Here is a 26,008-nt window from a genome sequence, read left to right on the forward strand (position 1 = left end):
CGCCGAGCGCGGGCCCGTGACCTGGACGGCTGAGCTGTCAGGCCTTCATGACCTGGGTGTTCTGGGCAGCGGCGATCTTCCAGTCGCCGTCGTCCTTGGCCAGGACGTAGAACGGCCGGCCCTCGGGCAGATCGGTGAGGACGTTGCCCTTGAGGTCCATCGGTCGCTGGTGCACGTTGACGGCGGCCACGTCAGGACGGATGAACAGGATTCGCCTACGGCCGCGGCGGCCAGCACCCGCTCCTCGATGCGGGGGCGAGTCGCCGGTAGGGGTGGCGATGTTCAGCACCGCGTCGATCTCGTCGGTCACCGCGGCGCGCAGCGAGTCCGGGTCCGTCAGATCACCCACCCGCGTCGGCGTGCCCGGCGGCACCTCGGTGCCGCCCTTGACGAGCGCGACGACGTCATGGCCGTCCTCTTCCAGTCGCCGCACGACGGCGGAACCGATGTAGCCGGTGGCACGGGGTTTCGTGCCAGGTCGAAGCAGGCCGGCCAACGCGGCGTCTGTCGGGCGCCGGCCGACGGCTGAGCGCGCCGGCCGGCCTGCCTGAGAGCGTTGCCGCACCTGGAGGGGCAGCCGGGCGGGCATATGCCCTGCTGCCCGAGCCTCGTGCTTACGCGCCGATCGTGACGCCGAGCTCCGCTTCAGCGATCTTGAAGAGGAGGTCCCAGCTCTTCACCTCGGTGTTGGTGTGGAAGGCGACGGTGTGCTCGCCGTCGGGGGTGCCCAGCGCGCAGAACATGTGTCCCCAGTAGCTGCCGGCCACACCGCGCGCGGTACGCCCGTCCGTCATCGCCTTGTCGAGCTCGAACAGGCCGAGGCCGTAGCGGGTGTGCGGCAGCCAGCCGCCGCCCTCGGTGGAGACCGTGGTCCACATCTTGCGGTGCTGCGCGGGTGGCAGCAGGCCGCCGCCGGCCACGGCGTCGATGAATCGGATCATGTCGCCGGTGGTCGAGACGATGTTCCCTGGCTCCCAGGAGGTGTCGAACTCGGTGACGTCGAGTGGTTCGAGCCCGGCTTCCTCCATCATCGACTCCCAGTTCTCCGGGGTGACGGCTGCCGGGTCGACGCCGTCCTTGTAGAACTGGGTCGAGTACGCGCGGGGGTACGGACCGCGGTATCCCGTGTCCCCTCCGGGACGCACGTAGGTGGCCGTCAGGCCGAGCGGCCGGATGACCGTGCGCTCGACCTCGCCGGCATAGGTGTTGCCGGTGACCTTCTCGATGATCGCATGGGCGATGGAGAAACCGCCGTTGGCGTAGACAAAGCGCTCGCCGGGCTGACCGACCGGCGGCTGGGACACCGTCAGCTGCAGCAGGTCCTCGAGAGTCCAGACGTCGAAGCGGTGCTCGGCGAAACGGGATCGGTTGGCGTAGCCGGCCACCAGTTCCGGCGCGAGGCCCGTGGCGAACAGGCCGCCGGTGTTGCTGAGCAGGTGCCTGATGGTGATCCTGTCGCCGTCGTAGCCGCCCGCGTCCAGCACACCGGGCAGCCACCTGTTCACCGGGTCCTCGATGTCCAGCCGGCCTTCGGCCTCCAGGGTGAGTATCGCGGCGGCGGTGAAGGCCTTGCCTGCGCTGCCGACGGGCAGGGATTCCCCCGGCCCGCGCCGGGCCCCGGTCGTGAGGTCGGCCACTCCGGCGGTGCCGAACCAGGTGCCGTCCGCGTCCTTGACCTCGGCGACGATGCCGGGGATCTCGAGCTCGGCCACCGCCCACTCCAGCAGCCGCTGCGTCTTGTCGTGCCCCTTGCCTGTCATGTCGTGCCTTTCGCAGAGCCTTCGTTGACGGTCTCGACGATGCCCATCGGCGATGACAGCGCTCTTACAGCGCTACGACAGGCGGCGCGGTCCCTGTAAGCGGGTCCTCATAGCCTGGTGGCCATGCGGATTGAGGTGCTGGGGCCGGTCCGGGCCTACGGCGACGGCGGGGCGTCGATCGACGTCGGCGGGATCAGGGTTCGTGGGCTGCTGGCCAGGCTGACGCTGGCGGGCGGCGAGGTGGTGCCGGTCGATTCGCTCATCGACGGGTTGTGGGGCGATCGCCCGCCGCGGGAGAGCGTCAGGGCGCTTCACGCGCTGGTGTACCGGCTGCGGCGCGCGTTGGGCGAGGGCGAGGTCGTCGAGCTGGCCTCCGGCGGATACCGCCTGCACGTACGCGCGGAGAACATCGACGCCTACCGCTTTGAGGAACTGGCCAAGCAGGGCCGCGGCGAACTGGCCGCCGGTGCAGGACGGAAGGCCGCCGAGCTGCTGGGTGAGGCGCTGGCGCTGTGGCGGGGCGACGCACTGGCCGACGTGCTCGACGTTCCTTTCGCCGGTACGGCTGCCGCCCGCCTGCAGGAGCTGCGCGCTGCGGCCACCGAGGACTGGTTCGAGGCGAAGCTGCTGCTGGGCAGCCACGTCGAGATCCTGGCAGATCTACAGGCGGCGACCGCGGCGCATCCGCTGCGCGAGCGGCTGGCCGTACTGACGATGCGGGCGTTGCACGCGGCCGGCCGTCAGTTCGAGGCGCTGGCCCTGTTCGAGAAGGTGCGCCGCACGCTCTCCGAGGAGCTGGGCGTCGACCCCTCCGAGGAGCTGCGCAGGACGCACCTGGCGGTGTTGCGCGGCGAGAGCGAGCTGCCGGAGCGCTCCCGGGCGGCCCCAGGCCGGCTGCCGGCCCCGCTGACCGGCTTCGTCGGCCGGCAGGAGGAGCTGTACCTGCTCGCCGGCCTGTTGGAGAGCTCGCGGCTGGTCACGGTGGTGGGTCCCGGAGGAGTGGGCAAGACCCGGCTGGCTGTGGAGGCGGCGAGCCGGCATCGGGCCCATCGGCGCGGCCGCGTCTGGCTCATCCCTCTGGCCGGGGTGGACACGCCGGCCGGGGTGCCCGAGGCGGTGCTGGGCACGATCACCGCGGCAGAGGCCCTGCCGCGGGGGACGCCGCTTGATCGATCGGTCACCCTGCTCTCCGGTGGCGAGGGCGTGCTGGTGCTGGACAACTGCGAACAGATCTCCGAAGCGGTGGCCGAGTTCGCCTGGCAGTTGCTCGAGCGGCTGCCGAACCTGACCATCCTGGCCACCAGCAGGGAGCCGCTGGAGGTCATGGGTGAAGCGCTGTGCCGGCTGGCTCCGCTCGGCCTGCCCCCGGCACACGCCGATCCCGTTCGTGCCGCGCAGGCGAGCGCGGTACGGCTGTTCCTCGATCGGGCGGTCGCTGTACGGCCCGGCTTCGCGCTGGACGAATCGACGGCGGGCCCGGTGGTGGACATCGTGCGCCGGCTGGACGGCCTGCCGCTCGCCCTGGAACTGGCCGCGGCGCGGCTGCGCACGATGAACGCGGGCGAGCTCTCCCGGCGGCTGGATGATCGCTTCCGGCTGCTCGGCACCGGCAACAGGACGGCCCAGCCGCGGCAGCAGACCCTACGAGCGGTCATCGACTGGAGCTGGGACCTCCTCACCGATCAAGAGCGGACACTTGCCCGCCGGATGTCGATGTTTCCGGCCAAGGCCGGTCTCGGCCCGATCGAGGCGGTGTGTTCGGATGACTCCGTGGCGGATGTCGCCTATCTGCTGGATTGCCTGGTCGACAAGTCCATCGTGGAGCGGGCCGGTGACGGCTACCGGATGCTGGAGACCATCCGGGCCTACGCGGCCGGCGAACTCCGCTGCGCCGAGGAGCGCGAAGCCGTACGGCACAAGCTCACGCGCCACTACGCCGGCCTGGCCGAGCGACACGAGCCGCTGCTGCGCTCGCACCAGCAGGTGACGTCGCTGCGGGTGTTGGAGTTCGAGTATGACAACCTCGTGCACGCCCTCCAGACGGCCATCGACGACGGCGACGCCGAGGCGGCGGCCCGGATCCTCGGCCCGCTGTACTGGTACTGGGACACGCTGCGTTATGACGGCCGGGCCGATGGCTACGTGGCGAGGGTGCTGACGTACGGCGACGCGCTGCCTCCGGCGGCCAGGGCCGCGTTCACCACGATCCACCTGCTGGCCGGTGGAGCAGACGCCGAGCAGTTGCGGGCGGTGGTCGAGGACTGTGCTCGGACGGGCGCGCTGCTGCGCTATCCGATGCTGCTGACCATGACGCTGACGGCGGCCTTCATGGCCGGCCTGGACGACCTGGTCGATCGGGAGATCACCCGGGTCCGGGACGGCTCGGACGGCTGGGCCATCGCTCACACCCACCTGGTCGAGGCGCTGCGCAGCCGTACCCGTGGAGACTGGACGGGCGGCGCGACCGCGGCGGCGAGGGCGTTGCGCGCGTTCGAGGAGGTGGGCGACCGGTGGTGGACCGCGATGACGCTGAACGGCACGGCGCAGATCCATGCCATCGAGGGCCGGCACGACGAAGCGGTCGCCGACTACGAGCGCAGCATCTCGATCAGCACCGGCCTCGCCTGGCAGGAGGAGATCTCATCCCGGCTCGGGCTCGCCACGGAGCGCATGCGCGCAGGCGATCTGAAGGGCGCCGGGCACGACCTCGAAACCGCGCGACAGGCGGCCTGGGACCGCGGTCAGCCCATGCTGGAGATCCAGGTCCATGCCTGCTCGGCAGAGCTGTACCGCCGCCGCGGCGAGATCGACCGAGCCGATCGCGAACTCGACCGGCTGGAGAGGGTCGCCCGCGAGTCGTCCCTTCCCACCGAGACGAGCCACAGCCTGCTGCTGCCTGCCAGGACGGCAAACCTCCTCACTGCCGGTGAGGCCACACGGGCGCGCGAGATGTTGCCCGGCGCCGTCCAGGCGGCACAGGTGAACATGGACCTTCCGCTGGCCGCCCAGCTCCTGGCCCGGCTGCTCTCCCTCGAGGGCGATCCGGCGGGTGCGGCCACCGCGCTCGGTATGAGCGAGGTCATCCGCGGCGCCTTCGACCGCGGTGATCTGGAGCTGAGCTCGCTCGTGGACGCCCTGGTGGGCCGGCTCGGCCGCACCGGCTATGCCAGGGCCTACCGCCGGGGCGCCGGCATGCCGCAGCGTGAAGCGATCGACAACCTGATCAACACCGTCATGGAGTCACCGAGCTGATCGGGCCACCGAGAGCCTGCGGGAGCGGGACGGCGGCTGAGCGGCCGGGGCAGGCGACCGGTTCCAGCCCGCGGGGGGAGCGGGTCCGGAACCGGTCGCGGGTGGAGCCGTCTCGCTACTGCTTCGGGCGGGCGGCCAGCTCAGCGAGGAAGTCCTGGACCTGGCCGCCCACGTAGTTCATGCAGGGCGCGTTGCCCGTCCAGTCGGGCTTGGCCAGCTCGTCGAGCACGCCGGCCAGCGTGAGCGTCTTCTTCCCGCCGGGCAGGATCTCGTTGAAGTCGTACTCCCGCTGGACGTTGACGATCTCGGCGAAGTCCGCCTTGTTCTGCGCGCCGTCGCGGAGGGCTCCAGCATCTCCTGCGCCTTGCTGAGCCTGAGCGTCAGCCGCAGGTCATCGTCCTTGCCGGCCTTGGTGTTGATCTCCCTGAGGCTCTCGCGGACCATCCGCTCGATCGCCTTGCCGTAGCCGAAGTTCTTGATGTGCGGGGCCAGGAAGGGGCCGGTGCTCTCGACATTGAGGTCCCGCAGGTAGTTGGAGAGCATCAGCAGGACCTCGAGGGCGCCGGTGGACGGGCGGTACCTGATCGGGTGCATGTCGGCTCCTCGTTGAGTGACGGAAACAAACGTCCCCCAGGCTCTCCCGGCGCCATGGAACGATCCAAGATGTCGTGGTGGCTATAGTTTTCCGCCTTTCGTGTGGGCTGCTGAGGCATCACCATGGTGTGCGTCCCTGTGGCAACGGGCTGGGAAATTGCAGGACGGCCGGGACCGCAGGGGCCGGCAGGGTGGATCGAGGCGTGGCAGGCCTTCCGCCGCTCTTGACCATCCGGTAGGTCTCAGCGGACACGGCGGGTTTGTCGGCGGACAGGTTTGATGACGCAGCGGTCGGGTCCCGTCCATTGCTCGTGGTCGCGGCGAACCGCCCGGGACTTTCAGCGGAAGGAGCGGCGGTAGGCGGCCGGGGTGGTACGCAGGGCGGTGTGGAAGCGGCGGCGGAGGTTGACCGCCGAGGAGAGGCCGACGCGGGTGGCGATGGTCTCGACGGGCAGGTCGGTCTCCTCCAGCAGGGCGCGGGTCGCGGCCAGCCGGCGTTCCAGCAGCCAGCGGGCGGGCGGGACGCCGAGCTGGTCGGCAAACTGGCGGGTGAGGGTGCGGGGGGAGACGCCCGAGTAGGCGGCCATGTCCTCGACGGTGATCTGGTCGGGCAGGCGCGAGAGGAGCCATTCGAGCAGGGGGGCCAGGGAGTCTGGCATGGGGCCGGTGGTGGGGAGGGGAGGGTACTGGCGCTGGCAGCCCCCGCGGTGCGGTCCGGCGGCGAGCTGGCGGCCGATGCGCATGGCGTGGGCCGCGCCGTACTCCTGGAGGACCTGGTGAAGGCAGAGGTCGAGGGTGGCGGCCGAGGCTCCGGCCGTGGCGACGTCGCCGTGATCGACGTAGATGACGGTGTCGTCGGGGATGACGCGGGGGTGGAGGGCGGCGAGTTCGGCGGAGAGTTCCCAGTGGACGGAGGCGCGGCGGCCGTCCAGGAGGCCCAGAGCGGCGGGGATGAAGATTCCGGCGCAGACGGCGACGATGCGGGCGCCTCGGGTATGGGCTTGGGACACCGCATGGAGTACCGCGGGCGAGGGGATGACGGTCCAGCCCGCGATGACCACGGTGTCGGCGTCGTCGAGGGCTTCGAGGCCGCTGTCCACCTGGATGGGGACGCCGAGGGTGGTGGGGAGGGAGCCGGGGTGTTCGGCGCACAGGCTGAAGCTGTAGTGCTGGGGGATGTCGGGGCCGTGGTAGCCGAAGACGGCTGAGGCGGAGGTGACCGGGTAGAGCTCCTGGTTTGGTGCGACCAAGGCGACCACGCGATGCGGGTTGGGGGGCGTCGGCGGCGTTTCAGGGCAATCCAGGGGCATGGCGCAAATGTACCCAATGATGTCATTTGGGACACCGGTGCTCTGATCTGGAAAAATCCAGAATTGGGGCTCATGTGGACGAGGAGTTTCACCCTCTACTTCGGGGCCCGCACGATCTCGCTGCTCGGTGACGCGATGATGCCCGTCGCCTCGGCGCTGGCGATCGGGAGAGTCTACGGGATCGCAGGCGTCGGCTACGTGCTCGCGCTCTGGACCGCGTCGGCTGTGCTGGTCATGCTGTTCGGCGGGGTTGTCGCCGACCGGATCGGCGCCCGGCGCTTGATGATCGGCGCGGACGTGGTCAGGGTCGTCACCCAGGGGGTCGTGGCTGTCGCCTTCCTGGATGGTGCTCCGCCGTACGCCCTGTTGCTGGTGATGGCGTTCTTGTCGGGCACGGCCGCCGGGATGTTCGAACCGGGAGTCAACGGCATGGTCCCCCTGGTCGCCAAGGATCCGCAGCGGGCCAACGCGACGCTGAAGATCGCCGAGGCGGTCACCCAACTGGCGGGTCCCGCGCTGGCCGGAGTCCTCATCGTCGTCGCCGGGCCGGTCGTCGTCTACACGGTGGACGCCGCGACCTTCCTGGTCAGCGGGGTGTGCCTGCTGCTGGTCCGGGTCACCGTACCCAGGCCGGAGCCCTCCGACGTGCTGAGCGACCTGCGCAGGGGCTGGGAGGAGTTCAAGGCCAGGAGCTGGATGTGGTCGGTCATCCTGGTCTGGGTGTTCTGGGGCGTTCTGGTGGTCGGGCCGTACGTGCCGCTGTCGTCGCAGGTCATCGGGGCCGACTACGGCTGGGTGATGGCGGCGCTCGGCCTCGGCACTGTGCTGGGTGGGCTGGTGGCGATCAGGCTCAGGCCGCGCAGGCCGCTGGCGGCCGGGGCGGTGGCGCTGAGCGGGTACGTGGCGGTGCCGCTGACGGTCGCGCTCGCGCTGCCGTTGCCGCTGCTGATGGCCGGGCACCTGCTCGGGGGGTGCGCGTGGGCGTTCTGGTCAGTGATGTGGTCGACCAGCGTGCAGACGCAGGTCGCGCCGGACGTGCTGAACCGGGTCAACGCCTACCAGGTGGCCGGGTCGGTCGCGGGCATGGCAGTCGGGCAGGCGCTGGCCGGTCCGGTCACCGCGCTGGTCGAACCGCGCGCCTTCCTGCTGGGGTCGGCCCTGATGGCGGTCGGCGTGGTTGCGGCGCTGCTGTTGATCAAGCCGGTCAGGCGGCTGGGCCGGGAACCTCAGGAGGCCGGAGGCCGATCGATCTCGGTCTCGGCCGGCCTGTTGACGTAGTTGGTCACCGGCGGCCCGTCGCGGTGTCCAGTGCCGGCGCGATCACGGCGAAGGCCCGGTCGATCAGGATGGTGGGGTCCTCGGAACCGCCGCTGTCGCTCCACCGCTGCAACACGGTGTCGAAGGCGTTCAACGCCATCCCGGCCGCCAGTTGCGGGTACATGTCGGTCGCGGGGTCGAGCTCCAGCCGCCGGGCCAACTCCACCGTCAGCTCCTCGCGCCACTGCGTCTGGCGCTCCAGGAACCGGGCGAGCAGGGTCGGTGTGCCCAGGATGAGCTGCACCACGCGCAGCGCCCGGTCGGCATGGCCGGCGCAGGCGTTGACGGAGACCCGGACGGTGTGTCGCAGCGCCGCCGAGGGTGGCTCCTCGGAGGGGCGGGCCGCAAGCTCCGCGCGCATGCCCGCGCCCATCTCGGCCAGGAACTGAACGACCACGTCCTCCTTTGAGGCGAAATATCGGAAGAAGGTCCGCCTGGAGACGCCCGCCGCGGCCACGATCTCGTCAACCGTGACCGCGTCGAACCCTTTCCGGGTCAGCAGATTCAGCGCCGCCTGCGTCAGCTCGTCCGAGACGAGCTGACGTTTGCGTTGGGTCAGGCTCACTTCAGGGCGGATGGTCACCGGCCCAGCCTACATGCCATGCCACTGGAGGCACTTAGGGTCCTCCTTGACACTCAATGCCATAGACGGCAATGTGTGCCGCATGCCCAAACACTGGACCGCCGAGCACATTCCGGATCAGACGGAACGGACGTTCGTCGTCACCGGAGCCACCAGTGGCCTCGGTTTGGCGACCACTCGAGCGCTCGCCCGCAGGGGCGGGCACGTCGTCCTCGCCGTACGCGACAAGCACAAGGCCCGCCGGGCGGTCGAGCAGGTCACCGCCGAGCAGCCGGGGGCCCACCTGGAGGTGCGCCGCCTCGATCTGGCCGACCTGGACTCCGTCCGCGCCTTCGTCGACGGGTTTCGTTCCGACCACGCGCGGCTCGACGTGCTCATCAACAACGCCGGCGTGATGGCCCCGCCCCGGACGCTCAGCGCGCAGGGCCACGAGCTGCAGTTCGCCGTCAACCACCTCGCCCACTTCGCCCTCACCGGCCTGCTGCTCGACCTCCTGGCCGACGGCGACGACCCCCGCGTGGTCACCATCAGCTCGACCAACCACCGGCAGGGGCGCCTGTTCTTCGACGACCTGTCCGGAGAACGCGCGTACGCGCCCATGCGGTTCTACAACCAGTCGAAGTTCGCCAACGCCGTCTTCGGCTGGGAACTCCACCGACGGCTGACCGCAGCCGGCAGTCCCGTGCGCAGCATGCTCGCCCACCCCGGCTACGCCGCCACCGACCTGCAGACAAGTGCGCCGGTCGGCATGGTGAAGATGCTGTACGGCCGCATCCTCGCCCCTCTCGCCCAGTCCCCGGACCGGGGTGCGCTGCCCCAGCTGTACGCGGCGACCGCTCCCGATGCGGACGGCGGGCAGTTCTTCGGGCCGGACGGCATGGGGGAGTTGCGTGGCGCGCCGAAACGGGTGCGACTGGCCTCGGCCGCCACCGACGCCGGGACCGGACGCCGGCTGTGGGAGTTGTCGGAACGGCTGACCGCCGTGCGGTTCGCGCTTCCAGCCGCGGGCTGAGCCTGGGGGAGGGGAGAGGACGCCACGACGACGGCCTCTTTCGGTCGATGTGACACATGACCTGGCCGAGCGGCGAGCTGGGCGTCCGCAGGGCCGGCAGCGCGACAGCTAATCCCGGTTCTGTGTCACAGCTGGGGATGGGCCGAAGGCTTCGGCCGCGATGTTCCCGCGCTCTTGAGCGGAGTGACGCGTGTCACGTCGCGTCATGTCACGTCTCAGCGATCCGCGGTGTCCTGAGGGCATGACCGAACACAACACACCCCACCAGGTCGTGGTCATCGGTGGCGGTTACGCCGGAACGCTCGCGGCCAACCGTCTGCGGATGCGCGCCGACGTCGACATCACTCTGGTCAATCCGCGCCCGGAGTTCGTCGAACGCATCCGGCTGCACCAGTTCGTGGCCCGTACCGGCGACGCCACGATTGACTACGGCACGCTGCTCGGCGAGGGCATCCGGCTCGTCGTCGACAGCGCCACGCGCATCGACACCGCCGCCGGCGTCGTGCAGCTGGCGTCGGGCCGCGCCCTTGACTACGACTACGTCATCTACGCGGTCGGCAGCACCGCAGCGACACCATCATCGGTGCCTGGCGCGGCCGAATTCGCGTTCGACATCGCCGAGTTCGAGTCCGCGCAGCGGCTGCGCGCAAGACTGGACGAGTTGCCCCTCGATGCTCCGGTCACCGTGGTCGGCGGCGGATTGACCGGCATCGAGACGGCCGCCGAACTGGCCGAACAAGGACGCGCGGTCACGCTGGCATGCGGCCGGACCCTGGCACCGTATCTGAGCGCGCCGGGGCGTCGATACGTCGCCAAGTGGCTGATCCGGCACGGTGTCGCCGTGCTCGAGGCCGGCCTGGTGACCGAGGTCCGGCCGGATGCGGTCGTCCTTGTCGACGGTTCTGCCGACGCTGCGGTGCGTCCGAGCGCGCTGACCATCTGGACGGCCGGTTTCGGCGTGCCGGAGCTGGCGGCCGCGAGCGGGCTGCGCACCGACACGCTCGGCCGGCTGCTCACCGACGAGACGCTGACCAGCGTCGACGACGACCGCATCGTCGCGGCGGGCGACGCCGCCGCACCGTCGGGCCGGCCGCTGCGGATGAGCGGCTACGCCGCAGGGCCGCTCGGGGCACAGGCGGCCGACACCGTGCTGAGCCGCATCGCGGGGACCGAACCGGCGGTGATCACCCTGGCCTTCACGGGGGCGTGCGTCAGCCTCGGCCGGCGCGCCGGTATACGACAGGTCGCCCGCAGGGACGACACCGCGGTGAACCTCTACATCGGTGGCCGCATGGGCGCGGCGATCAAGGAGGTGACCTGCAAGTTCGTGGTGGCGAAGAGGATCCGCCGTGAGGCCCGCGAGCCGGGTTCCATGGGCTGGCCCAAGGGCGGCCCGCGTCCGGGGCAGTCGGCGCTGCGCGGGTGGTCACCTCCCCGTGACCACCGACGAGCATGCCGAGCGGTTCACTCTGTTGCGGCCGCTGCTGTTCACGATCGTCTACGAGATACTCGGCTCGGTAACCGAGTCCGACGACGTGCTGCAGGACAGCTTTCTGCGGTGGGCCGACGTGGACCTCGCGACGGTGCGGGACACCAAGTCGTATCTGGCACAGCTGGTGACCCGTCAGGCGCTCAACGCCTTGCGGGCGAGCGCGCGCCGTCGCGAGGACTACATCGGCTCGTGGCTGCCCGAGCCGCTGCTGCTCGACGCGAACGACGCCTCGGCCGATGTACTGCTCGCCGAGTCGGTGTCGATGGCGATGCTCGTGCTGCTCGAAACGCTCACCCCCGACGAGCGTGCGGTGTTCGTGCTGCGCGAGGTGTTCGGCTTCGACTACCGCGGCATCGCCACAGCGGTGGGCAAATCCGTGGAGACGGTGCGCCAGGTGGCGCACCGCGCCCGCGAGCACATACAGGCGCGGCGTAAGCGCTTCGAGCCCGTCGACGCCGCGACGACCACGCAGATCACCGAGCAGTTCATGACCGCGGCGGCCACCGGTGACGTGGAAGGGCTGCTCTCGCTGCTCGCGCCGGACGTCACCTGGACCGCCGACAGCGGCGGCAAGGCCACCGCGGCGCGCCGGCCGGTGGTGGGCGCGGAGAAGGTGGCCGCGGTCCTCATGAGCATGTTCCGCCTGGAGCGGCTGGGGGACCTGCGGACCGAGATGGTCAACTGCAACAACACGCCCGCGCTGGTACTCAGTGGCGAGCGCCTGGAAGGCGTCTTCCTGATCGAGATCGCCGATGGGAAGATCACCAACTTCTACGCCATTCGCAACCCGGACAAGCTTCTCGCGGTGGCGGTTCCGCGTCAGATCAGCCGGTAGTAGGAGTCGGCGCCGCAGCGAAGTAGCAATCGCGCATGTCTGTCACAAGCGGGTCGGGGCCGGCGCCCCACGTCTTTGCCGCTGCGGATGCGGCGGGACGGAGCCGGCCCGGGCGCGGGCTGGCGAGGGTGTGGCGCGGCTGGTGACACGTCCGGTGGCGATCGCCGAACGCGTCACCCCGATGTGCGTCCCGACGGACATGTCGCCTGGGTCACCCGCGCCGGAGAGCGGCCGGACCTGGACGCTCTCCGGACCGCCCTCACGACGTGGCTCGGCCCGGCCGGTCTTCACGATGCGCACGTACGCCACCGGCCAACGGCAACCTCGGATCAGTGCGCGAACTCCAGCCCACGACGACGAAACCACGCAGCTCAACGAGCTGACCACAGGACGGAACCCGCGACGTGTCCCAAGTCAGGCACTGCCGGACAGGATCTGCGGGTTGATGTCGCGTCGGCGAGGCCGCTCGGCGCCGGGCCTCCTGCGCTTCCAAGATCAGTATCTGATCGTGATCAGTCGAAGGTGTTGTGTCGCGCTCTCCAACTGGCTAGACAGGTCGCATGACAGAGACGCCAGCAGCTGAGCACCCACTTCCGCAGATCGTCGATCGGCAGACCTGGCAAGCGAAGATCGACGAACTCCGGGTCAAGGAGAAGGCCCACACCAGGGTCGGGGACGCGCTGGCCGCCGAACGACGTCGGCTGCCGATGGTCGAAGTCGATCCGCAGACTCCGCTGATCGGAGCCGACGGTCCGGTGCCGTTGATCGACATCTTCGACGGGCGGTCCCAGCTGATCGCCTACTTCCACATGTGGCACACCGGCAGGCCCGCCGCGGAGCAGTGCGAGGGCTGCACCTTCTCCACGACCCACATCAACGAGTTGTCCTACCTGCACTCGCGGGACGTCAGCTACGCAACCTTCTGTCAGGGACCGTACGAGGAGAGCTCGCGCTATCGCGACTTCATGGGCTGGACGGTTCCCTGGTACTCGGTGCCGCAGGACGCCGTGGGCCGGTTGGTCGCGAACCGGCACTTCGGCATCCTGGTGGCATATCTCCGTGACGATGACAAGGTTTACGAGACCTACTGGACCACCGGCCGCGGCAACGAACCGATGGCACCGTCGTACGGACTGCTGGATCTGACCGTCTACGGCCGGCAGGAGTTCTGGGAGGACTCGCCGGAGGGCTGGCCGCAGCGTTGGGGTTCCAAGGGTGGCCAGTTCCGGCTGGACGGCCGCCCGACCGCCCAGTGGTCGCGTATCCGGGCCGGACGCGACGACGACCTCGGCGCCTCGTCCGGTGATCATCAACAACCGCACCGCCACTGATCGCGTGACCGGCTACGGATGACGTGTGGAGCATCTGGGACCTGTGATCTCGGGCAGGTGGCGCCTGCTTCGAGGTGCAACTGCGCGGCTCAGCCGCCAGAGTATGTCTCATGCATCGGTCCCGAGCGGTTCGCCCTGACGCGGGTAGCGCTGGTAATGGCTGGGGTCCACATTGACTGGACGCTCGGCGCGACCCTGGGAGACGGGCCATCCGGACCGGCCGCGACGCCGGCGGCGCTCCGGACGCTGGTGGATCGCGGGCGCCGTCGCCGCGGTCCTTCTCACCGCCGCCGTGGCGCTGACAGCGATCGCCTTTCCGTCCGTCGCGTCCACCACCTGCCCCGGCTGCTACGGCCTGGTGCGCCTCCAGCCCGGCGTGTACACCGAACCCGGCCTGCCATCGGACCGACGCCGGCACGTGGCTGAGGTCATCGAGCAGGCGAACAAGCGGGTAGGTGACTTCTTCGGAGGAAGGAAAAGCGCTCCGGACATCCTCGTGTGCCTGTCCGACGACTGCTACCGCAGGATCGGCGGCGGTCGCGAACGCGGCATCGCCGTGCTCGACCGGGCGGTGATGCTGTCCCCGCGCGGCGTCGATCCCGTGATCGCCTCGCACGAACTGTCCCACGTGGAACTTCACGCCCGTCTCAAGGGGGCCGACGTCCCGCAGTGGTTCGACGAGGGCTTGGCCGTCCTGGTGAGCGACGACCCGCGATACCTCGCCCCGACCGGCGACCGCTGCCTGCTCGACTCCCGCCAGCCCCTGCCGGCCACACTGGACGACTGGCTGCGCGCGGCATCAGCGGATGCCCGGTTGTACGCCAAAGCCGCCTGTCAGGTGAGTCGTTGGGCGGGAACGAGCGGCGGGAAAGAGGCCGTACGAACCCTCATCGAACGGCTGGCAACAGGACAGGCCTTCCCCGACATCCAGATGCCGGCCGCAGGGTGATCGCCATCGCCTTGACCGACGACAACTACCTCAGGCCCGGAGGAACTCGGCGATTGGCTCGGCCTGACCGAAGACGGCGTGACCGACCCCGGAGAGCAGGTTCACCGTCGAGTGCGAGATGCACTCACGGACGCGCCGCGCGGTCTGGTGGGAGTCGAACATGACGTCACGGTCACCGACGATGACGAGTACGGGCATGGTGAGGCCGCGCAACGCGTCGTCGGAGAACACTGGGAGCTTCTCCCTGCGCGGGTTGAAGTGCGTGAACGTCAGGACGACGGCGTCGAGCGCCTGCCGGTCCTTCTCCGCGTCCAGTCCTGCAACGGACATCGCCGACTCGCGTAGTCCGCCGCGTCGGAACGGGCGGGTCAGCAGGGCCTTGAAGATCCAGCCGACCTTCTGCCGTCCCACGCCGCCGGGGCACATCAGGGCCAGGCGCGTCACTCGTTCTGGACGGCGGATGGCGTAGTCCAGGGCCGTCCAGCCGCCGAGGGACGTGGCGACGAACGCGGCGTTGATGATCCCGAGCCCTTCCAGTACGTCGTCCAGCCAGAGTGATACGGCGTCGGAGTCGAGGGCGGGGCGCGAGGGCGCGCTGAGGCCCGGCTCGCCGACGAGGTCGACGGCGTATGTGCGGAAGTGCTGAGACCAGGTGGCGATATCTCCTCGCCACATCGACGCGTTCGCCCCCGAGCCGTGCAGCAGCACCAGGGGCGGCGCGTCCTGCGGGCCGGAGACGAGGACGAAGGTCTCGCCCTCGCGAGTCGGCACCCGCACGTGCTCGGCGGGAACCGGCCAGGCGTCCAGCACCTGCCGGTAGCGGTCGAGAAGCTCGCGTCCACCGGCCTCGGACTTGTAGATCATGGTCATGACACCTGTACCGCCAGCCGCGCGTCGAGCGCATCGAGATCTGGAACCAAACCACACGTGGTCGGACCTGTTCGACTCGCCGACGAGCGCGCGGGGCAGAACCGGCCGCCAGATATGAGGGGATGTCGCCGACGACCGCAAGCTTCAGCACGAACTTCTACATGAGCTCGCCCGCGTAACGGGGTGCCCAGCGAGAAGAACCGCTCGTCCAAGCGGGCCGCGGGCACCGCCACCACGTCCTGTTTCGGCATGGCCATCGGGACCACCTCCTCGGCGACAGTGAAGGCCTTGTCACCGTGTCAAGGTCAAGTGGGGTCACGCCGCGAGACCACCAGGCATCCTCTGCTATCGAGTTCGGTGCTCGTCAATCCGCCCGATCCTTCCCGAGTACTGCGGGGACCTCTGGTCCACGAGCACAAGCGCCTCAGCCGCGGTTCGGACCTGGCCGAGCTCGCCGAGCAGCTCCGTGCCGCCGACGACGGCCTGGAGCTTCTCACCGGCGAGCTGCAGGGCTACCACGCTCGAGATCGTGGCCGTCGTTCTTGACGGCCGCCGTCAGTCCCGCATCGACCATTTGGTCGGCAAGAACAGGTTCTGGGTCGCGGACTGCTTCGATACCGCCCAGGGTGAACGCTAAGTCGATCTTGCCGACCTCGTCGAAGTGATCGGCCTCCGGCCGGATCCCCCGCCGCCATCCCAGCACCCGCACCCATGCCACCCGATTCGTCGGCCAAGGAGAGGTTCTTCTCCTCGTCGGACGTGAGCGGTCCGCCTCCACTCGAAACTCGGATGCATCCGCGACATGATCACATGTAACGTTTCACGTAGATCGCTCCGTTCGACTGTTCGTCGGGCTCGGAGTGGGCGCGGGTCGAATGACGTCGGTTATCTCTTACTCCAAATAAGATCACTCCGGTGTCGCTTCGCACATCCGCTCCTGCCCCCGGCTCCGCGAACAGCCCGGTGGGGTGTGGTGAAGGTACGGGTCGAAGTTCGTCGGTTATCCGCTATTAACGGGGTGGTCGCAGGTTCGAGTCCTGCCCGGGGCTGCGGCTCCGGTAGCTCAGTTGGGAGAGCACCTAAACGCCGGTGGACATCCCACATCCGTGCCCTCACCAGACCTCACCATCAACTCGTCAGCCGTGCCGGTGGGCACGGGTCGAATCCACGCCGGTTACCGCAACCAGGTACAGGTTCGAGTCCTGCGACGGCTCCTGGCGGAACCGTCGGGCCCAGGTCGGCTGGGCACCCGGCAGGAGCCTCACATCCGTGCCATCGGCAGGGCTGACGATCTCGGGGAGGGCGGTGAAGGCACGAGTCGAAGTCTCGCCGGTTATCTGGTCACCACAGGTTCGAATCCTGATCCGGGCTGACTTCCCGGAAGCCCGGCGGGCGCAACACATTTGTGCCTTTCATCGCCCTCGTCCGCCCTCCTTATCCCTCACATCCGCCCGCCCGGGCGGGTCGACTCCCTCTCCAGGAGGTGCCCCATGTCCCGCGACCCCCTCGCCGGCATTTCCACCATCGCGACCCCGCAGACTCAGCGGCTGCCCGGCCGCACCGACCAGGTGCGCAACAACGCGGGCGGCTACGTCTTCACCAAGGACCTGTGGGCCCGGCTCGAGGACTTCCTCATCCTGGGCACCACGGGCGGCACCTACTACGTCGGCGAGGACAAGCTGACCGCCGACAACGCCGGCGTACTGTTCCAGGCCCTCACCGAGGACGGCCCGCGCGTCGTCGGCCTGCTCACCGCGATCTCCACCGCGCGGCCGCCGCGCGCCCCCAAGCAGCGGCCCGCGCTGTTCGCGCTCGCGGCGGCGTACGCCCGCGGCGACGCCGACACCCGGCAGGCCGCGAAGCTCGCCTTGCCCAAGGTGGCGCGCACCACGGACCACCTCGCGCAGTTCTTCGGCTACTACAAGAACCTCGGCGGGAAGCCGACCGCTCGTGGCACCGCGCCGCGCGTCGGCCGCAGCCTGCGCACGGCGCTCGGCTCGTGGTTCCTCACCGGCGCCCCGGACGACGTCGCGTTCCGTGCGGTCAAGGCCCGGCAGCGCAAGACGCCGCAGGGCGAGGCGTTCGACCTGCGCGACGTCCTGCGCATCGCCCACCCGAAGGCGGACAGCCCGGAGCGGGCGGTGCTGCTCGGTTGGATCGCGGGCAACGTCTCCGACGACGAGGCGCGCGACGTGCTGGATTCGGTCGACCGGTTCCTGACCGCCAAGGCCGTCACCACCACGGCGCAGGCGGTCCGCGTCGTCACCGAGGCACGCGTGCCGTGGGAGTTCCTGCCCGACGCGATGCTGCGCGAGCCGGAGGTGTGGGACGCCCTGGTGGACACGGTCGGCGTGACCGCGCTGCTGCGGAACCTCGCGCGGATGACGCGCATCGGCACGCTCAAGCCGATGAGCTCGGCGACCAAGCGTGCGGCCGCGCGCCTGGCTGACCGCGACCAGCTGCTCAAGGCACGCATCCACCCGATGGACGCCTGGCTGGCCATGCGCGTCTACGCCTCCGGCCGTTCCCAGCCGAACCCGCGCGCCAGCGTCCAGCAGTGGGCGCCGGTTCCGGCGATCCTTGACGCGCTGGAGGAGACGTACGAGCTGTCGTTCGGCACGGTCGAGCCGACCGGAAAGCGGCTGCTCGTCGCGGTCGACTCCTCCGGGTCGATGAGCTGGTCCCGGATCACCTCGGGCGGGTCGCCGCTCGGCACCGCCTACGAGGTGGGCTGCGCGATGGCCGTCATGCTGGCCCGCATCGAGAAGGGCAACGTCCACGTCATCGACGTCGACACGAGCGTGCACGCGTCGAGGGTGACCCCCCGCACGAACCTGCGCGAGATCGCCTCGTGGCACCCCTCGGGCGGCGGCACCGACCTGAGCCTGCCGTTCACGTGGGCCGAGCACGAGCAGCTGGCGTTCGACGGGGTCGTCGTCTTCACCGACAACGAGACGTGGGCCGGCCGCTCGCACGCCTCGCAGGCGCTCGACTCCTACCGGCGCGCCGTCTCCCTGGCCACCCGCCTCGTGGTGGCGTCGATGACCGCGACCGGGCACACGATCGGCGACCCGGCCGACGAGGGCGTGCTCAACATCGCCGGGTTGGACGCGTCCCTGCCGATGCTCGTGAACGGCTTCATCCGCGGCTGACCCCGGACACGCCAAGGCGCCCTGCCCCCTCGGAGGGGCAGGGCGCTTTGGTCGACATCATGAACCATCTCAAGGCCGTGCCCGCCCTGCTGTTGTGCGACTGCAACAGTTGCTACAAACAGCGCTGGCCCGGCCCCCGCCCTGCTGGCCGCGACGGAACGGCGGCGGGACGTGCCGCTGCAGGAGAAGACACTGTGGCGGAGGCTCTACGAATCCGCCTCCCGTGCCAGCGCCGTGCTCGCGCTGAACCTTGAGGACCTGGACCTGCCCAACAAGCAGGCCTGGCGAGGACCTTCCCGTCGGCGGCCTCGACGAGCTCGTTCACGAGCTTGGTGGCGAGTGTGTAGCGGACTCGGTAACCCATCTCGCGGCGCCCACGCGCGTGGAGCTGCGCGGGCGTGCGGTCGTGATCCTGTCCAGTTCGGCGCTGGTGTAACTGCGGCAGAAGTGCTCGGGGCCGGCCGGCATGCGGCCGACCAGCCAGATCGTGGCGTCAACGAAGGAGTCGACGTCGCCGGGCCAGGTGGTGATGTCGAGCATCCAGTCGCGGGTCGATGATTCGAATCGCTTCCGCGGTCTGCGCTCGCCGCTCGCTTCGCATTCGTTCACTACTCTGTGGTACTGTGTAGTGGTACTCGGTACTACAAGGTACCAGGAGGACTGAAAAGGACCCACGATGGACGACCTGACGGAGATGCTGAAGGGCACGCTTGAGGGCTGCGTGCTTGAAATCATCGGCAGCGAGGAGACCTACGGGTACGCCATCACGCGTCGGCTGAACGAACTCGGCTTCGCCGACGTCGTCGAGGGGACGGTGTACACCATCCTGCTGCGGCTGGAGAAGAACGGGCTCGTCCAGGTGACGAAACGACCGTCCGGGCTGGGCCCGCCGCGCAAGTTCTATGCACTCAACGCCGCGGGGCGCAAAGAACTCGCGACGTTCTGGGCGAAATGGGAGTACGTCTCATCACGAATCGACAAGCTCAAGGAGGGCGGGAGATGAACTTCTGGGAGACCATGACAGGCAGCGATCTCACCAGGGAATGGAAGGCGTTCGAAGCCCGAGCCGCGGCATTGCCGGCCGACTACCGGGCGGCGTGGGAAGAGATCAAGGGTCATCTTTCTCCCTACGCGGACTTCACAGGCCGGAACCTGATGCCGATTCTCGACAGTGCTCTGGGGTTGCTCGAGGAGACAGCGGCCGATGGGCAGAGCATTCACGAGGTGCTGGGTGACGACATCGAGGGCTTCTGCGCGGCGCTGGCCGGCGGAGAAGGGGCCCGGACCTATCGCGACCGGTGGCGCGAGCAGTTGAACAGGAACGTCGCAAGGAAATTGGGCCGGCTAGGAGGCTGACGTGGGCATCCAGGACATCATCGAGGGCAAGAAGCAGTGGCGGGCGCACGTGGCGCGGGTCAAGGCGCTCCCGCCGGACTATCAGATCGTCTACAAGGAGATTCAGAGGTACCTCTTCAAGGTTGGACCGATCGACTTGCTTGACGGGCCCCTGCTCTCAGGGATCCTCGATTTCTTCGAGGAGGGCGTCGCGGCCAACAGGGGAGTCCTGGCACTCATCGGCAACGATGTCGCTGCCTTCGCCGACGACCTGATCAAGGACTCGCGCACCTACGCGGACATCTATCAGGAGTCCATCAGCGGGAAACCCGGCACGGCCGAGAAGTAACACCCGTCGACCCGGACTCCAGCGCCTCGATGATCTGAATCAAGCCCGTGCGGTGGTGGTTGGTGTAGCAGGCCCTGAACACGCGCTGCTTGTGCTGCCGGTACGAAGATCCCGCGGCCTTCAACTCGTGCAGCAGCATCACCAAAGTCTTGTAGCCGCCGGGCACCGAGGATGAATGACGTCCTCGACCGTCTCGGTCGGCGCCTCAGCGCGGCCTCGGTCATCTTGAATCTGAACTCCAGCCCCCTCACCGGCACGGCCCAGTCGACGTCTCCACTGGCAGTGGCCAGCTCCGCGTCCACGCGATCGGCGCTCGCGGAGCCACCAATGAACTCCGGCGGACACCCGGAATCGGCGAGGCCACCGGCGACCTGCCGGGTGAACTCGCCCAGCGGCGACAGCCGCGGAGACGATCGACGCGTATGGACAGAGACCGTGTGCCATCGGCCGCATCGCGGCTGCCCAGAACAACATGCCCCGAGTGGATGGTGACATCGAGGTCGCCCTTCCGCCGTGCCTGCCTGTTCTGATCCCTCTGTCATGCACAGCAGGAAGGCGACGTCCGTGGCGTCCCGCGCAGTGGAACGGCTACCCGCGCGGGCCGCTTCCCTCTGACCGCTATCCGGCAAGACCCCCCGAACCCATCCTCCACACCCGAGTGGGGGATCAAGCCCTGATCGCGGTGCCCTGGGCGGAGACGAGGCGCCAGGTATCGTGGGCGTCGGCGGCGTAGACGTGGGTGTAGCGGCTTCCGGCGCTGAACGTGGTGCCGTCGGGGTTGGTGAAGTTCATGCCGGTACGCCCGACGACGATGCCTACCGTGCCGATGACCCGGACGATCGCCTCGTCCGGGAACGAGTGGATCCGCGGAAACCGGAGGGATCCGGAGGCCATCAGGTCGAGCAGGATCCCCCTGTCGGCGACGGCCCCGTCTTCGACCCCGACCAGGACGAAGTCGTCCGCCAGCAGTTCCTCCAGAACGGCGAGATCGCTTGCCACGAGGGCGTCGAAGAAGCTCTGGTCGTGCTTGAGGAGGGTGACCCGATCGAAGCTGCTCATGTTGCGACGGTAAACGTTGACGCTGGTGACAAGGTCAAGCCAGCCTCAGGGGCGGGCGGTCCGGTAGTCTCGGCCGATGGCGAAGATCTTGGTCACAGGGATGTCGGGCACCGGCAAGTCCACGGCGTCAGCGATGCTGGCGGCCCGGGGTCATCGCGCCGTCGACACCGACACCGACCAGTGGAGCCACTGGGTGACCCTGCCCGACGGATCCACTGATTGGGTGTGGCGGGAGTCGGCCATCAGCGACCTGCTCGCCAACCACAGTGAGGGCGCCCTCTTCGTGGCCGGTTGCAAGTCCAATCAGGGTCGGTTCTACCCGCAATTCGACCACGTCGTACTGCTCAGCGCTCCCGCTGAGATCATGCTTGCCCGCATCGCGACGCGAACCAACAACCCCTTCGGCAAGCGCCCTGAGGAACGTGCTGCCGTCCTGCGCGACCTGGCCAACGTGGAGCCACTGCTCAGGGCCACCTCCACTGTCGAGATTGACGCTTCTGCGCCGATCGACAAGGTCGTCCAGCAGCTTGAAGGACTGGCGCAAACGACGCCGTGACCAGGGGTTGCGGGAACAGGCGTTCCACCCCCACCGCTTCGCAGGCCGCCCACAGCTGCCCGCGCCGCGATCCCTTTTGGCAATCAGCCTGGCGGTCGTCATTGCGATGATCGCGCCGGCCCACAGCTCGCCCTGCTGCGTCCCGGGTCGTGGCCACCCTCGCCTCGCGGTGCTGACGCCGGCGGCCCAGCTCCTCCGGAAACGCGCCTCTCCGATTGTCGGTGCGGATCAATAGGCTGCGGCCCGTGATCGAGAACAGGGTATGCCCGGCCCGAATCGAGGCACCCGTATGAACCCCGTGCAGGAGGTGCTCGACCGCATCGAGGCCGGCTCCGTCGCGAGCCTTGTGTCGTTCCTTGACGGCCTCGGCGACGACGACAAGCGCGCGGTGGCCCAGCACTTGCCCGCTCACCTGAGCGAACGCGGGCGCGCCGGGTTCGAGGCCGAACGGCGGGTCCGGGAGCTGGCGCCCCTCTACCGTCTGGCCGGGGCGGCCTGCTTGAGCGGGGCGGAGCAGGTGGCGACCTGGCTCAACCGGCGGGAGCTGCGCTGGGTGGAGCCGGAAGTCGACGCCGCACGGGTCATGTCCGTGCTCGGGAACCGGCCGGAGAAGTGGCGTCGCGACCTGGCCGTCCGCCTGGTGCGGCGGCTGCGGCCGACCACCGGTTCGACGTGGCGGCGCGTGCAGGCGCTGGCGAACTGGGACCTGGCAGCGGCGCTGGTGATCGAGACGGACGCCGAGCCGCCGGAGAACGACGCGTTCGTGTCCGGGTGGGTGTTGCGGACGGCCGAGCGGCAGCGGATGAACGGAGGAGTCCCCGTGCTCGCCGAGGACCGGCTGCTCGATCACATGCTGCCGCGCCTGTTCCGGGCAGAGGGCGTGGCGGACGGGCTGGGCTGGAACCGAGGTTGGGCGGACAGCCACACCATCATCGGGGAGCTGGTCGCGCTGGCCGGGGCGGGCCGCGTGCCGCGCCAGGCGCTGCTCGACGGCTGCGCAAGCCGGTTCCTGGCCGGAGGCGATGCGGCCGAGGCCGGTCCCTTCGTCGCGTTGTGGCGGGAGCTGAAGCCGGAGGTGGCCGAGATCCCGGTGGTCGACTTCGTACGGCTGCTGCCGTCAGCGTCCTCGCCCGTCGTGCAGCTCGCGCTGGATGAGCTGCATCGGGCGGAGTCCGCGGGAGTGCTCGACGATGAGCTGTTCGCCGAGGCGGTCCAGGCGCTGGCGTACCGGCCGGAGAAGAAGAACATGGCGGCCGCTGTGAAGTGGATCGGCGAGGCGCCCCTGTCCAAGGGCGGCGTCGCGGTGGCCGCGTTGGCGCCGGTGTTCGACGTGGACACACCCAGCCTGCGCGAACGTGCGGTACGGGTCGCGGTCAGGCTCGCCCCGCACACCGCCGAACCCGACAGGGAGGCGATCCGTGCGGCGGCCACGCGGCTGCCCGCGGACCTGCGGGAGCGGGTGGCCGCCGCCTTCGGCGCGGTGGACGAGGTTCAGCCGGAGCCCGTGGCGGCTCCCGCGCTGACCGCGACGCCACTGCCGGCCTTGGCCCCGCCCATCGGCTCGGTGGCGGAGCTGGCCGCCGAGCTGGACAAGCCGCTCTGGCCGGTGGATCCCGCGCGGTTCGAGCGCATCCTCGCCGCCCTGGTCGAGCTGACCCACCAGGACCGTGACGCCGTCGCGGCGGGGTTGCAGTCCTGGTGGCGGACGAACTGGCAGCACCCGTTCGAGGCGAGAACCTATGTGTACGGCGTCGCCGGCTTCGACGAGGACATCGGTTGCCTGCTGTCGCGCTGCGCGCTGGCCATCGTGTCGCCCGCGGACGGCCGCGAGCTGACCGCGATGTTGAACGACGACAGTAGCCGCTGGCCGAGCTCCGAGCCCGCCCCGCAGCGCTTCGTCCAGCGGCGTTTCCGTGAGGTCATGTCCCTGTTCGAACGGGGCGAGACGATTCCCCTACTGCTGGCCACGCCGACCTCGCCCACAGGACACGTCGACGCCGCCACCCTCCTCGCGCGCATGGAGTGGTTGGACGACACCGAGCCGCTCGAGTCCGACTTCCTGCAGGCGTTGCTGCGGTTGCCGCGCCAGATCGATCCAGAGCTGGTCGTACGGGCGGAGAGATTGCCGTCGGAGGCGGGCCGGCGGCTGGCGGCCTGCCTGCGTGACGGCGGGCTGCCCGACCCCGTGGTGACCTGGGAGCTGGAGGCGTTCGACCGCCCGGAGAGCTACCACGAGTCGCTGCGGGAGGCGCATGCCAGGCTCGCGCCGCCCGAGGGCGTGTCCGGGCGGCTCGCCGAGCTCTGGACGCTGGCGCCCAAGACCGGCTATCCCGCCTTCTCCCGGAACATGGGGTGGTGGCCGCCCATCATGCCGTCCCATCGAGAGGTCGTGGCCGCGCACGTACTCGAGTGCCTGCCGTGGGTCATGGACAGCACCGACGGCCAGGTGGAGGTCGTGGCCGCCCTGGCGCACGGCGACGGCCCTGTGGGCATCGCGACCGCGAGCACGATCGTCATCGGCATGGGACATCAGCTCCCTGCCCAGCGTGCCCTGGCCGCCGACGCCATCATCACGCTGGCCGCGTACGGGGAGTTGCCCGCGGCCGACCTCGGCCGCGCCGTGGGCCACATGGTCCGCAACGAGCAGGTCAAGCTCAACCGGATCACCGGCATCCTCGACGAGGTCACGGCGGCCGGGGCGCACGCCGAGGTGTGGACGGCCCTGGCGCAGGCGCTGCCGCTGCTGCTGCCGGGGCCGGGTGAGAAGGCCAGGGCGGGGCTGGGCGAGTTGCTCAAGGTCGCCGTGCGGGCCGCGGTGTGCGCGGGGGCGCGGGGCGACATACCTGGGCTGGCGGAGCTGGCCACGCGCAAGGGCTCGAGCCTGCTGATCCACGAGGCGCGGCGCCTGCACGAGGTGATCTCCGCCTGAGTGCGTACCGCGCGGCGAGGAACGAGCCCGAGACATGAACGCGTTGCGGCGTACGCGCTCGCACCGGCTCGGGTTCGCCCTGCGGGTGAGGACGGCGGGCCGGGCCGATCGTGCCCCGGCGCGACCCGCGCACCGGCGACTGCGTCCACTCCTCCGCCTACGTGCGCGGGACGTCACCTGGTCGCCCTCACCGGCGGGGTGCTGATCACTCGATGGACGCCACTTGACCGACCGTAGGGCCCATCGGCGTTCTGCTGGTCCGGCAGGCGCTGAATGGGCCGCGCGGCGCGACGACTCCGAGCACATGGAGGACCTGTGGGCGTGGATGCCCGTCTCGTCAGGCGCGTCGACTGCCTTCGACTCTGACCGAGGTGCTCCAGACGATGTAGGCCGACAGCACGACGATGCAGGTCAGATCGACCACCGTGCTGAAGGGCGCGAGGTCGGCACGCAGGTCGGGGTCCGGCAGGATCAGCAGGAGGAAGGTCGACTTGCCGGCCACCGCGGCGATCGCGGCAGCCCGCCGCGCCGGCGGGAAGAAGGCCGCCCAGACCAGGGCCGCGCCCAGCAGCAGTTGGAGCATGCCCCGGTGCTGAAGCAGCGCCAGCGTCATCGGTTCGGGGTCGATCACCCCGTAGGTCCATTCCAGCGCGTACGAGGTGATCAGTGCGAGGGCGGGGAGGGTGGTGACCAGCCCCATCGCCACGAGGGCGACGCGAAGGGCGGTCTCACGAGTGGTCACTGAGCTCACGGCACACTCCAATTCATCAGCTGTGCTGACGATCATAGTAACTGATGATTGGCGCCATGGCGTATGTTGCCCTCATGGGAGAACCGACCTCGGCCGCGCAGTTGGTCACCTCGGCGACCAGCCACATGATGCTGCGCCTCGGCGACGCCGCCCGCGCGGTGATCGGTGACGCGCTGGACAGCTGGTCTCTCACCGGCCGTGACCTGCGCGTCCTGAGCGTCGCCCACGGTGAGGGGCTGTCCCAGCGCGAACTGGGCCGGCTCACCGGCATGGACCGGACGACCATGGTGGCGGTCGTGGACAAGCTGGAGCGGCTGGGCTACGCGCACCGTGAACGCGACCTCGCTGATCGGAGGAAGTACCTGGTCAGGCTGACCGATGCCGGCACGACGGTGGTGGATGAGGCGCTCGATCGGCTGGCCAAGGCGGAGGCCGAGTTTCTGTCGCCGCTCAGCGCGGCCGAACAACGGCAGCTCAACCGTCTGCTCGCCCGGCTCTATGAGACACACGACCCCACCTGCGATCCGCTGTGACCGTCCAGCGGCGCCCAGTCGCGCCCGCCTGTCCAGGCG

23 protein-coding genes and 1 pseudogene are annotated in these 26,008 nt (G+C 69.5%); 15 read left to right on the plus strand and 9 right to left on the minus strand.

What is annotated here, in order from left to right:
* Window positions 1-37: 37 nt before the first annotated feature.
* Together AC3EO4_RS39975 and AC3EO4_RS39980 are read right to left on the minus strand one after the other, a co-directional pair.
* A complete protein-coding gene (locus AC3EO4_RS39975; RefSeq protein ID WP_379580685.1) occupies window positions 38-589 on the minus strand; it encodes an SDR family oxidoreductase in 552 nt (183 codons plus the stop codon).
* 25 nt (window positions 590-614) lie between these two features.
* Window positions 615-1,760, minus strand: coding sequence for a serine hydrolase domain-containing protein (locus tag AC3EO4_RS39980; protein ID WP_431900634.1), 1,146 nt, complete (start codon window positions 1,758-1,760; stop codon window positions 615-617).
* 123 nt (window positions 1,761-1,883) lie between these two features.
* On the opposite strand from AC3EO4_RS39980, the gene AC3EO4_RS39985 reads away from it, so the two are divergent.
* Complete coding sequence (locus AC3EO4_RS39985) at window positions 1,884-5,012, plus strand: AfsR/SARP family transcriptional regulator (RefSeq protein ID WP_431900637.1); 3,129 nt, start codon at window positions 1,884-1,886, stop codon at window positions 5,010-5,012.
* 932 nt (window positions 5,013-5,944) lie between these two features.
* On the opposite strand, the gene AC3EO4_RS39990 is transcribed toward AC3EO4_RS39985, so the two are convergent.
* The gene (locus AC3EO4_RS39990; protein ID WP_379580688.1) at window positions 5,945-6,865 is read right to left on the minus strand and encodes a GlxA family transcriptional regulator; all 921 of its coding nucleotides are present in this window, start codon (window positions 6,863-6,865) and stop codon (window positions 5,945-5,947) included.
* A gap of 123 nt (window positions 6,866-6,988) precedes the next feature.
* Between AC3EO4_RS39990 and AC3EO4_RS39995 the strand changes: the two genes are divergently transcribed.
* Window positions 6,989-8,194 carry an MFS transporter gene (locus AC3EO4_RS39995; RefSeq protein ID WP_431900639.1) on the plus strand — a complete coding sequence of 402 codons (1,206 nt, stop codon included), beginning with the start codon at window positions 6,989-6,991 and terminating at the stop codon, window positions 8,192-8,194.
* A gap of 4 nt (window positions 8,195-8,198) precedes the next feature.
* On the opposite strand, the gene AC3EO4_RS40000 is transcribed toward AC3EO4_RS39995, so the two are convergent.
* Window positions 8,199-8,816 carry a TetR family transcriptional regulator gene (locus AC3EO4_RS40000; protein ID WP_379580690.1) on the minus strand — a complete coding sequence of 206 codons (618 nt, stop codon included), beginning with the start codon at window positions 8,814-8,816 and terminating at the stop codon, window positions 8,199-8,201.
* Window positions 8,817-8,898: 82 nt separating this feature from the next.
* Between AC3EO4_RS40000 and AC3EO4_RS40005 the strand changes: the two genes are divergently transcribed.
* The 6 genes and pseudogenes from AC3EO4_RS40005 (at window position 8,899) to AC3EO4_RS40030 (ending at window position 14,435) form a co-directional block, all read left to right on the plus strand.
* A complete protein-coding gene (locus tag AC3EO4_RS40005) occupies window positions 8,899-9,828 on the plus strand; it encodes an oxidoreductase (RefSeq protein WP_379580691.1) in 930 nt (309 codons plus the stop codon).
* Between the two features lie 322 nt (window positions 9,829-10,150).
* Window positions 10,151-10,852, plus strand: a pseudogene (locus tag AC3EO4_RS40010) (NAD(P)/FAD-dependent oxidoreductase); the annotation flags it as partial.
* A gap of 412 nt (window positions 10,853-11,264) precedes the next feature.
* Window positions 11,265-12,155, plus strand: a complete 891-nt coding sequence (gene sigJ / locus AC3EO4_RS40015; RefSeq protein ID WP_431900642.1) for an RNA polymerase sigma factor SigJ — start codon at window positions 11,265-11,267, stop codon at window positions 12,153-12,155.
* Window positions 12,156-12,242: 87 nt separating this feature from the next.
* Window positions 12,243-12,719 carry an aromatic-ring hydroxylase C-terminal domain-containing protein gene (locus AC3EO4_RS40020; RefSeq protein ID WP_431900645.1) on the plus strand — a complete coding sequence of 159 codons (477 nt, stop codon included), beginning with the start codon at window positions 12,243-12,245 and terminating at the stop codon, window positions 12,717-12,719.
* Entirely contained in the window at window positions 12,716-13,486 is a 771-nt protein-coding gene (locus AC3EO4_RS40025) for a DUF899 family protein (RefSeq protein WP_379580695.1), read from the plus strand. Before AC3EO4_RS40020 ends, AC3EO4_RS40025 begins: the two co-directional genes overlap by 4 nt.
* Before the next feature lie 292 nt (window positions 13,487-13,778).
* A complete protein-coding gene (locus AC3EO4_RS40030; RefSeq protein ID WP_431900647.1) occupies window positions 13,779-14,435 on the plus strand; it encodes a hypothetical protein in 657 nt (218 codons plus the stop codon).
* Between the two features lie 30 nt (window positions 14,436-14,465).
* Here the strand turns inward: AC3EO4_RS40030 and AC3EO4_RS40035 are convergent, their stop codons facing one another.
* Both AC3EO4_RS40035 and AC3EO4_RS40040 read right to left on the minus strand, forming a co-directional pair.
* Window positions 14,466-15,305: an alpha/beta fold hydrolase gene (locus tag AC3EO4_RS40035; protein ID WP_431900650.1), complete on the minus strand. Its 840-nt coding sequence runs from the start codon at window positions 15,303-15,305 to the stop codon at window positions 14,466-14,468.
* 493 nt (window positions 15,306-15,798) lie between these two features.
* Complete coding sequence (locus tag AC3EO4_RS40040) at window positions 15,799-16,014, minus strand: hypothetical protein (protein WP_431900652.1); 216 nt, start codon at window positions 16,012-16,014, stop codon at window positions 15,799-15,801.
* Between the two features lie 781 nt (window positions 16,015-16,795).
* Between AC3EO4_RS40040 and AC3EO4_RS40045 the strand changes: the two genes are divergently transcribed.
* Window positions 16,796-18,457: a TROVE domain-containing protein gene (locus AC3EO4_RS40045; RefSeq protein WP_431900654.1), complete on the plus strand. Its 1,662-nt coding sequence runs from the start codon at window positions 16,796-16,798 to the stop codon at window positions 18,455-18,457.
* 321 nt (window positions 18,458-18,778) lie between these two features.
* On the opposite strand, the gene AC3EO4_RS40050 is transcribed toward AC3EO4_RS40045, so the two are convergent.
* Entirely contained in the window at window positions 18,779-19,066 is a 288-nt protein-coding gene (locus AC3EO4_RS40050) for a hypothetical protein (RefSeq protein ID WP_431900656.1), read from the minus strand.
* 67 nt (window positions 19,067-19,133) lie between these two features.
* Between AC3EO4_RS40050 and AC3EO4_RS40055 the strand changes: the two genes are divergently transcribed.
* The 3 genes from AC3EO4_RS40055 to AC3EO4_RS40065 are packed head-to-tail and all read left to right on the plus strand — an operon-like array spanning window position 19,134 to window position 20,141.
* Window positions 19,134-19,460 carry a PadR family transcriptional regulator gene (locus AC3EO4_RS40055; protein WP_431900658.1) on the plus strand — a complete coding sequence of 109 codons (327 nt, stop codon included), beginning with the start codon at window positions 19,134-19,136 and terminating at the stop codon, window positions 19,458-19,460.
* On the plus strand, window positions 19,457-19,813 hold the full coding sequence (locus AC3EO4_RS40060; protein WP_431900660.1) for a DUF1048 domain-containing protein: 357 nt from the start codon (window positions 19,457-19,459) through the stop codon (window positions 19,811-19,813). Before AC3EO4_RS40055 ends, AC3EO4_RS40060 begins: the two co-directional genes overlap by 4 nt.
* Window position 19,814: 1 nt before the next feature.
* Window positions 19,815-20,141: a DUF1048 domain-containing protein gene (locus AC3EO4_RS40065; protein ID WP_379580704.1), complete on the plus strand. Its 327-nt coding sequence runs from the start codon at window positions 19,815-19,817 to the stop codon at window positions 20,139-20,141.
* A 666-nt stretch (window positions 20,142-20,807) separates the two neighbouring features.
* Here AC3EO4_RS40065 and AC3EO4_RS40070 read toward each other — a convergent pair.
* Window positions 20,808-21,200, minus strand: coding sequence for a nuclear transport factor 2 family protein (locus AC3EO4_RS40070; protein WP_379580706.1), 393 nt, complete (start codon window positions 21,198-21,200; stop codon window positions 20,808-20,810).
* A 76-nt stretch (window positions 21,201-21,276) separates the two neighbouring features.
* Here AC3EO4_RS40070 and AC3EO4_RS40075 point away from each other — a divergent pair, with 76 nt between their 5' ends.
* Both AC3EO4_RS40075 and AC3EO4_RS40080 read left to right on the plus strand, forming a co-directional pair.
* Window positions 21,277-21,756: an AAA family ATPase gene (locus AC3EO4_RS40075; protein ID WP_379580707.1), complete on the plus strand. Its 480-nt coding sequence runs from the start codon at window positions 21,277-21,279 to the stop codon at window positions 21,754-21,756.
* A 289-nt stretch (window positions 21,757-22,045) separates the two neighbouring features.
* Complete coding sequence (locus AC3EO4_RS40080) at window positions 22,046-24,685, plus strand: hypothetical protein (RefSeq protein WP_431900664.1); 2,640 nt, start codon at window positions 22,046-22,048, stop codon at window positions 24,683-24,685.
* A 337-nt stretch (window positions 24,686-25,022) separates the two neighbouring features.
* Here the strand turns inward: AC3EO4_RS40080 and AC3EO4_RS40085 are convergent, their stop codons facing one another.
* Window positions 25,023-25,427, minus strand: coding sequence for a hypothetical protein (locus tag AC3EO4_RS40085; protein WP_431900667.1), 405 nt, complete (start codon window positions 25,425-25,427; stop codon window positions 25,023-25,025).
* Window positions 25,428-25,510: 83 nt separating this feature from the next.
* Between AC3EO4_RS40085 and AC3EO4_RS40090 the strand changes: the two genes are divergently transcribed.
* Window positions 25,511-25,969 (plus strand): MarR family winged helix-turn-helix transcriptional regulator, encoded by a 459-nt coding sequence (locus AC3EO4_RS40090; RefSeq protein ID WP_379580710.1) that lies wholly within the window; start codon window positions 25,511-25,513, stop codon window positions 25,967-25,969.
* Window positions 25,970-26,008 lie beyond the last annotated feature (39 nt).

This window comes from Nonomuraea sp. bgisy101, assembly GCF_057708945.1.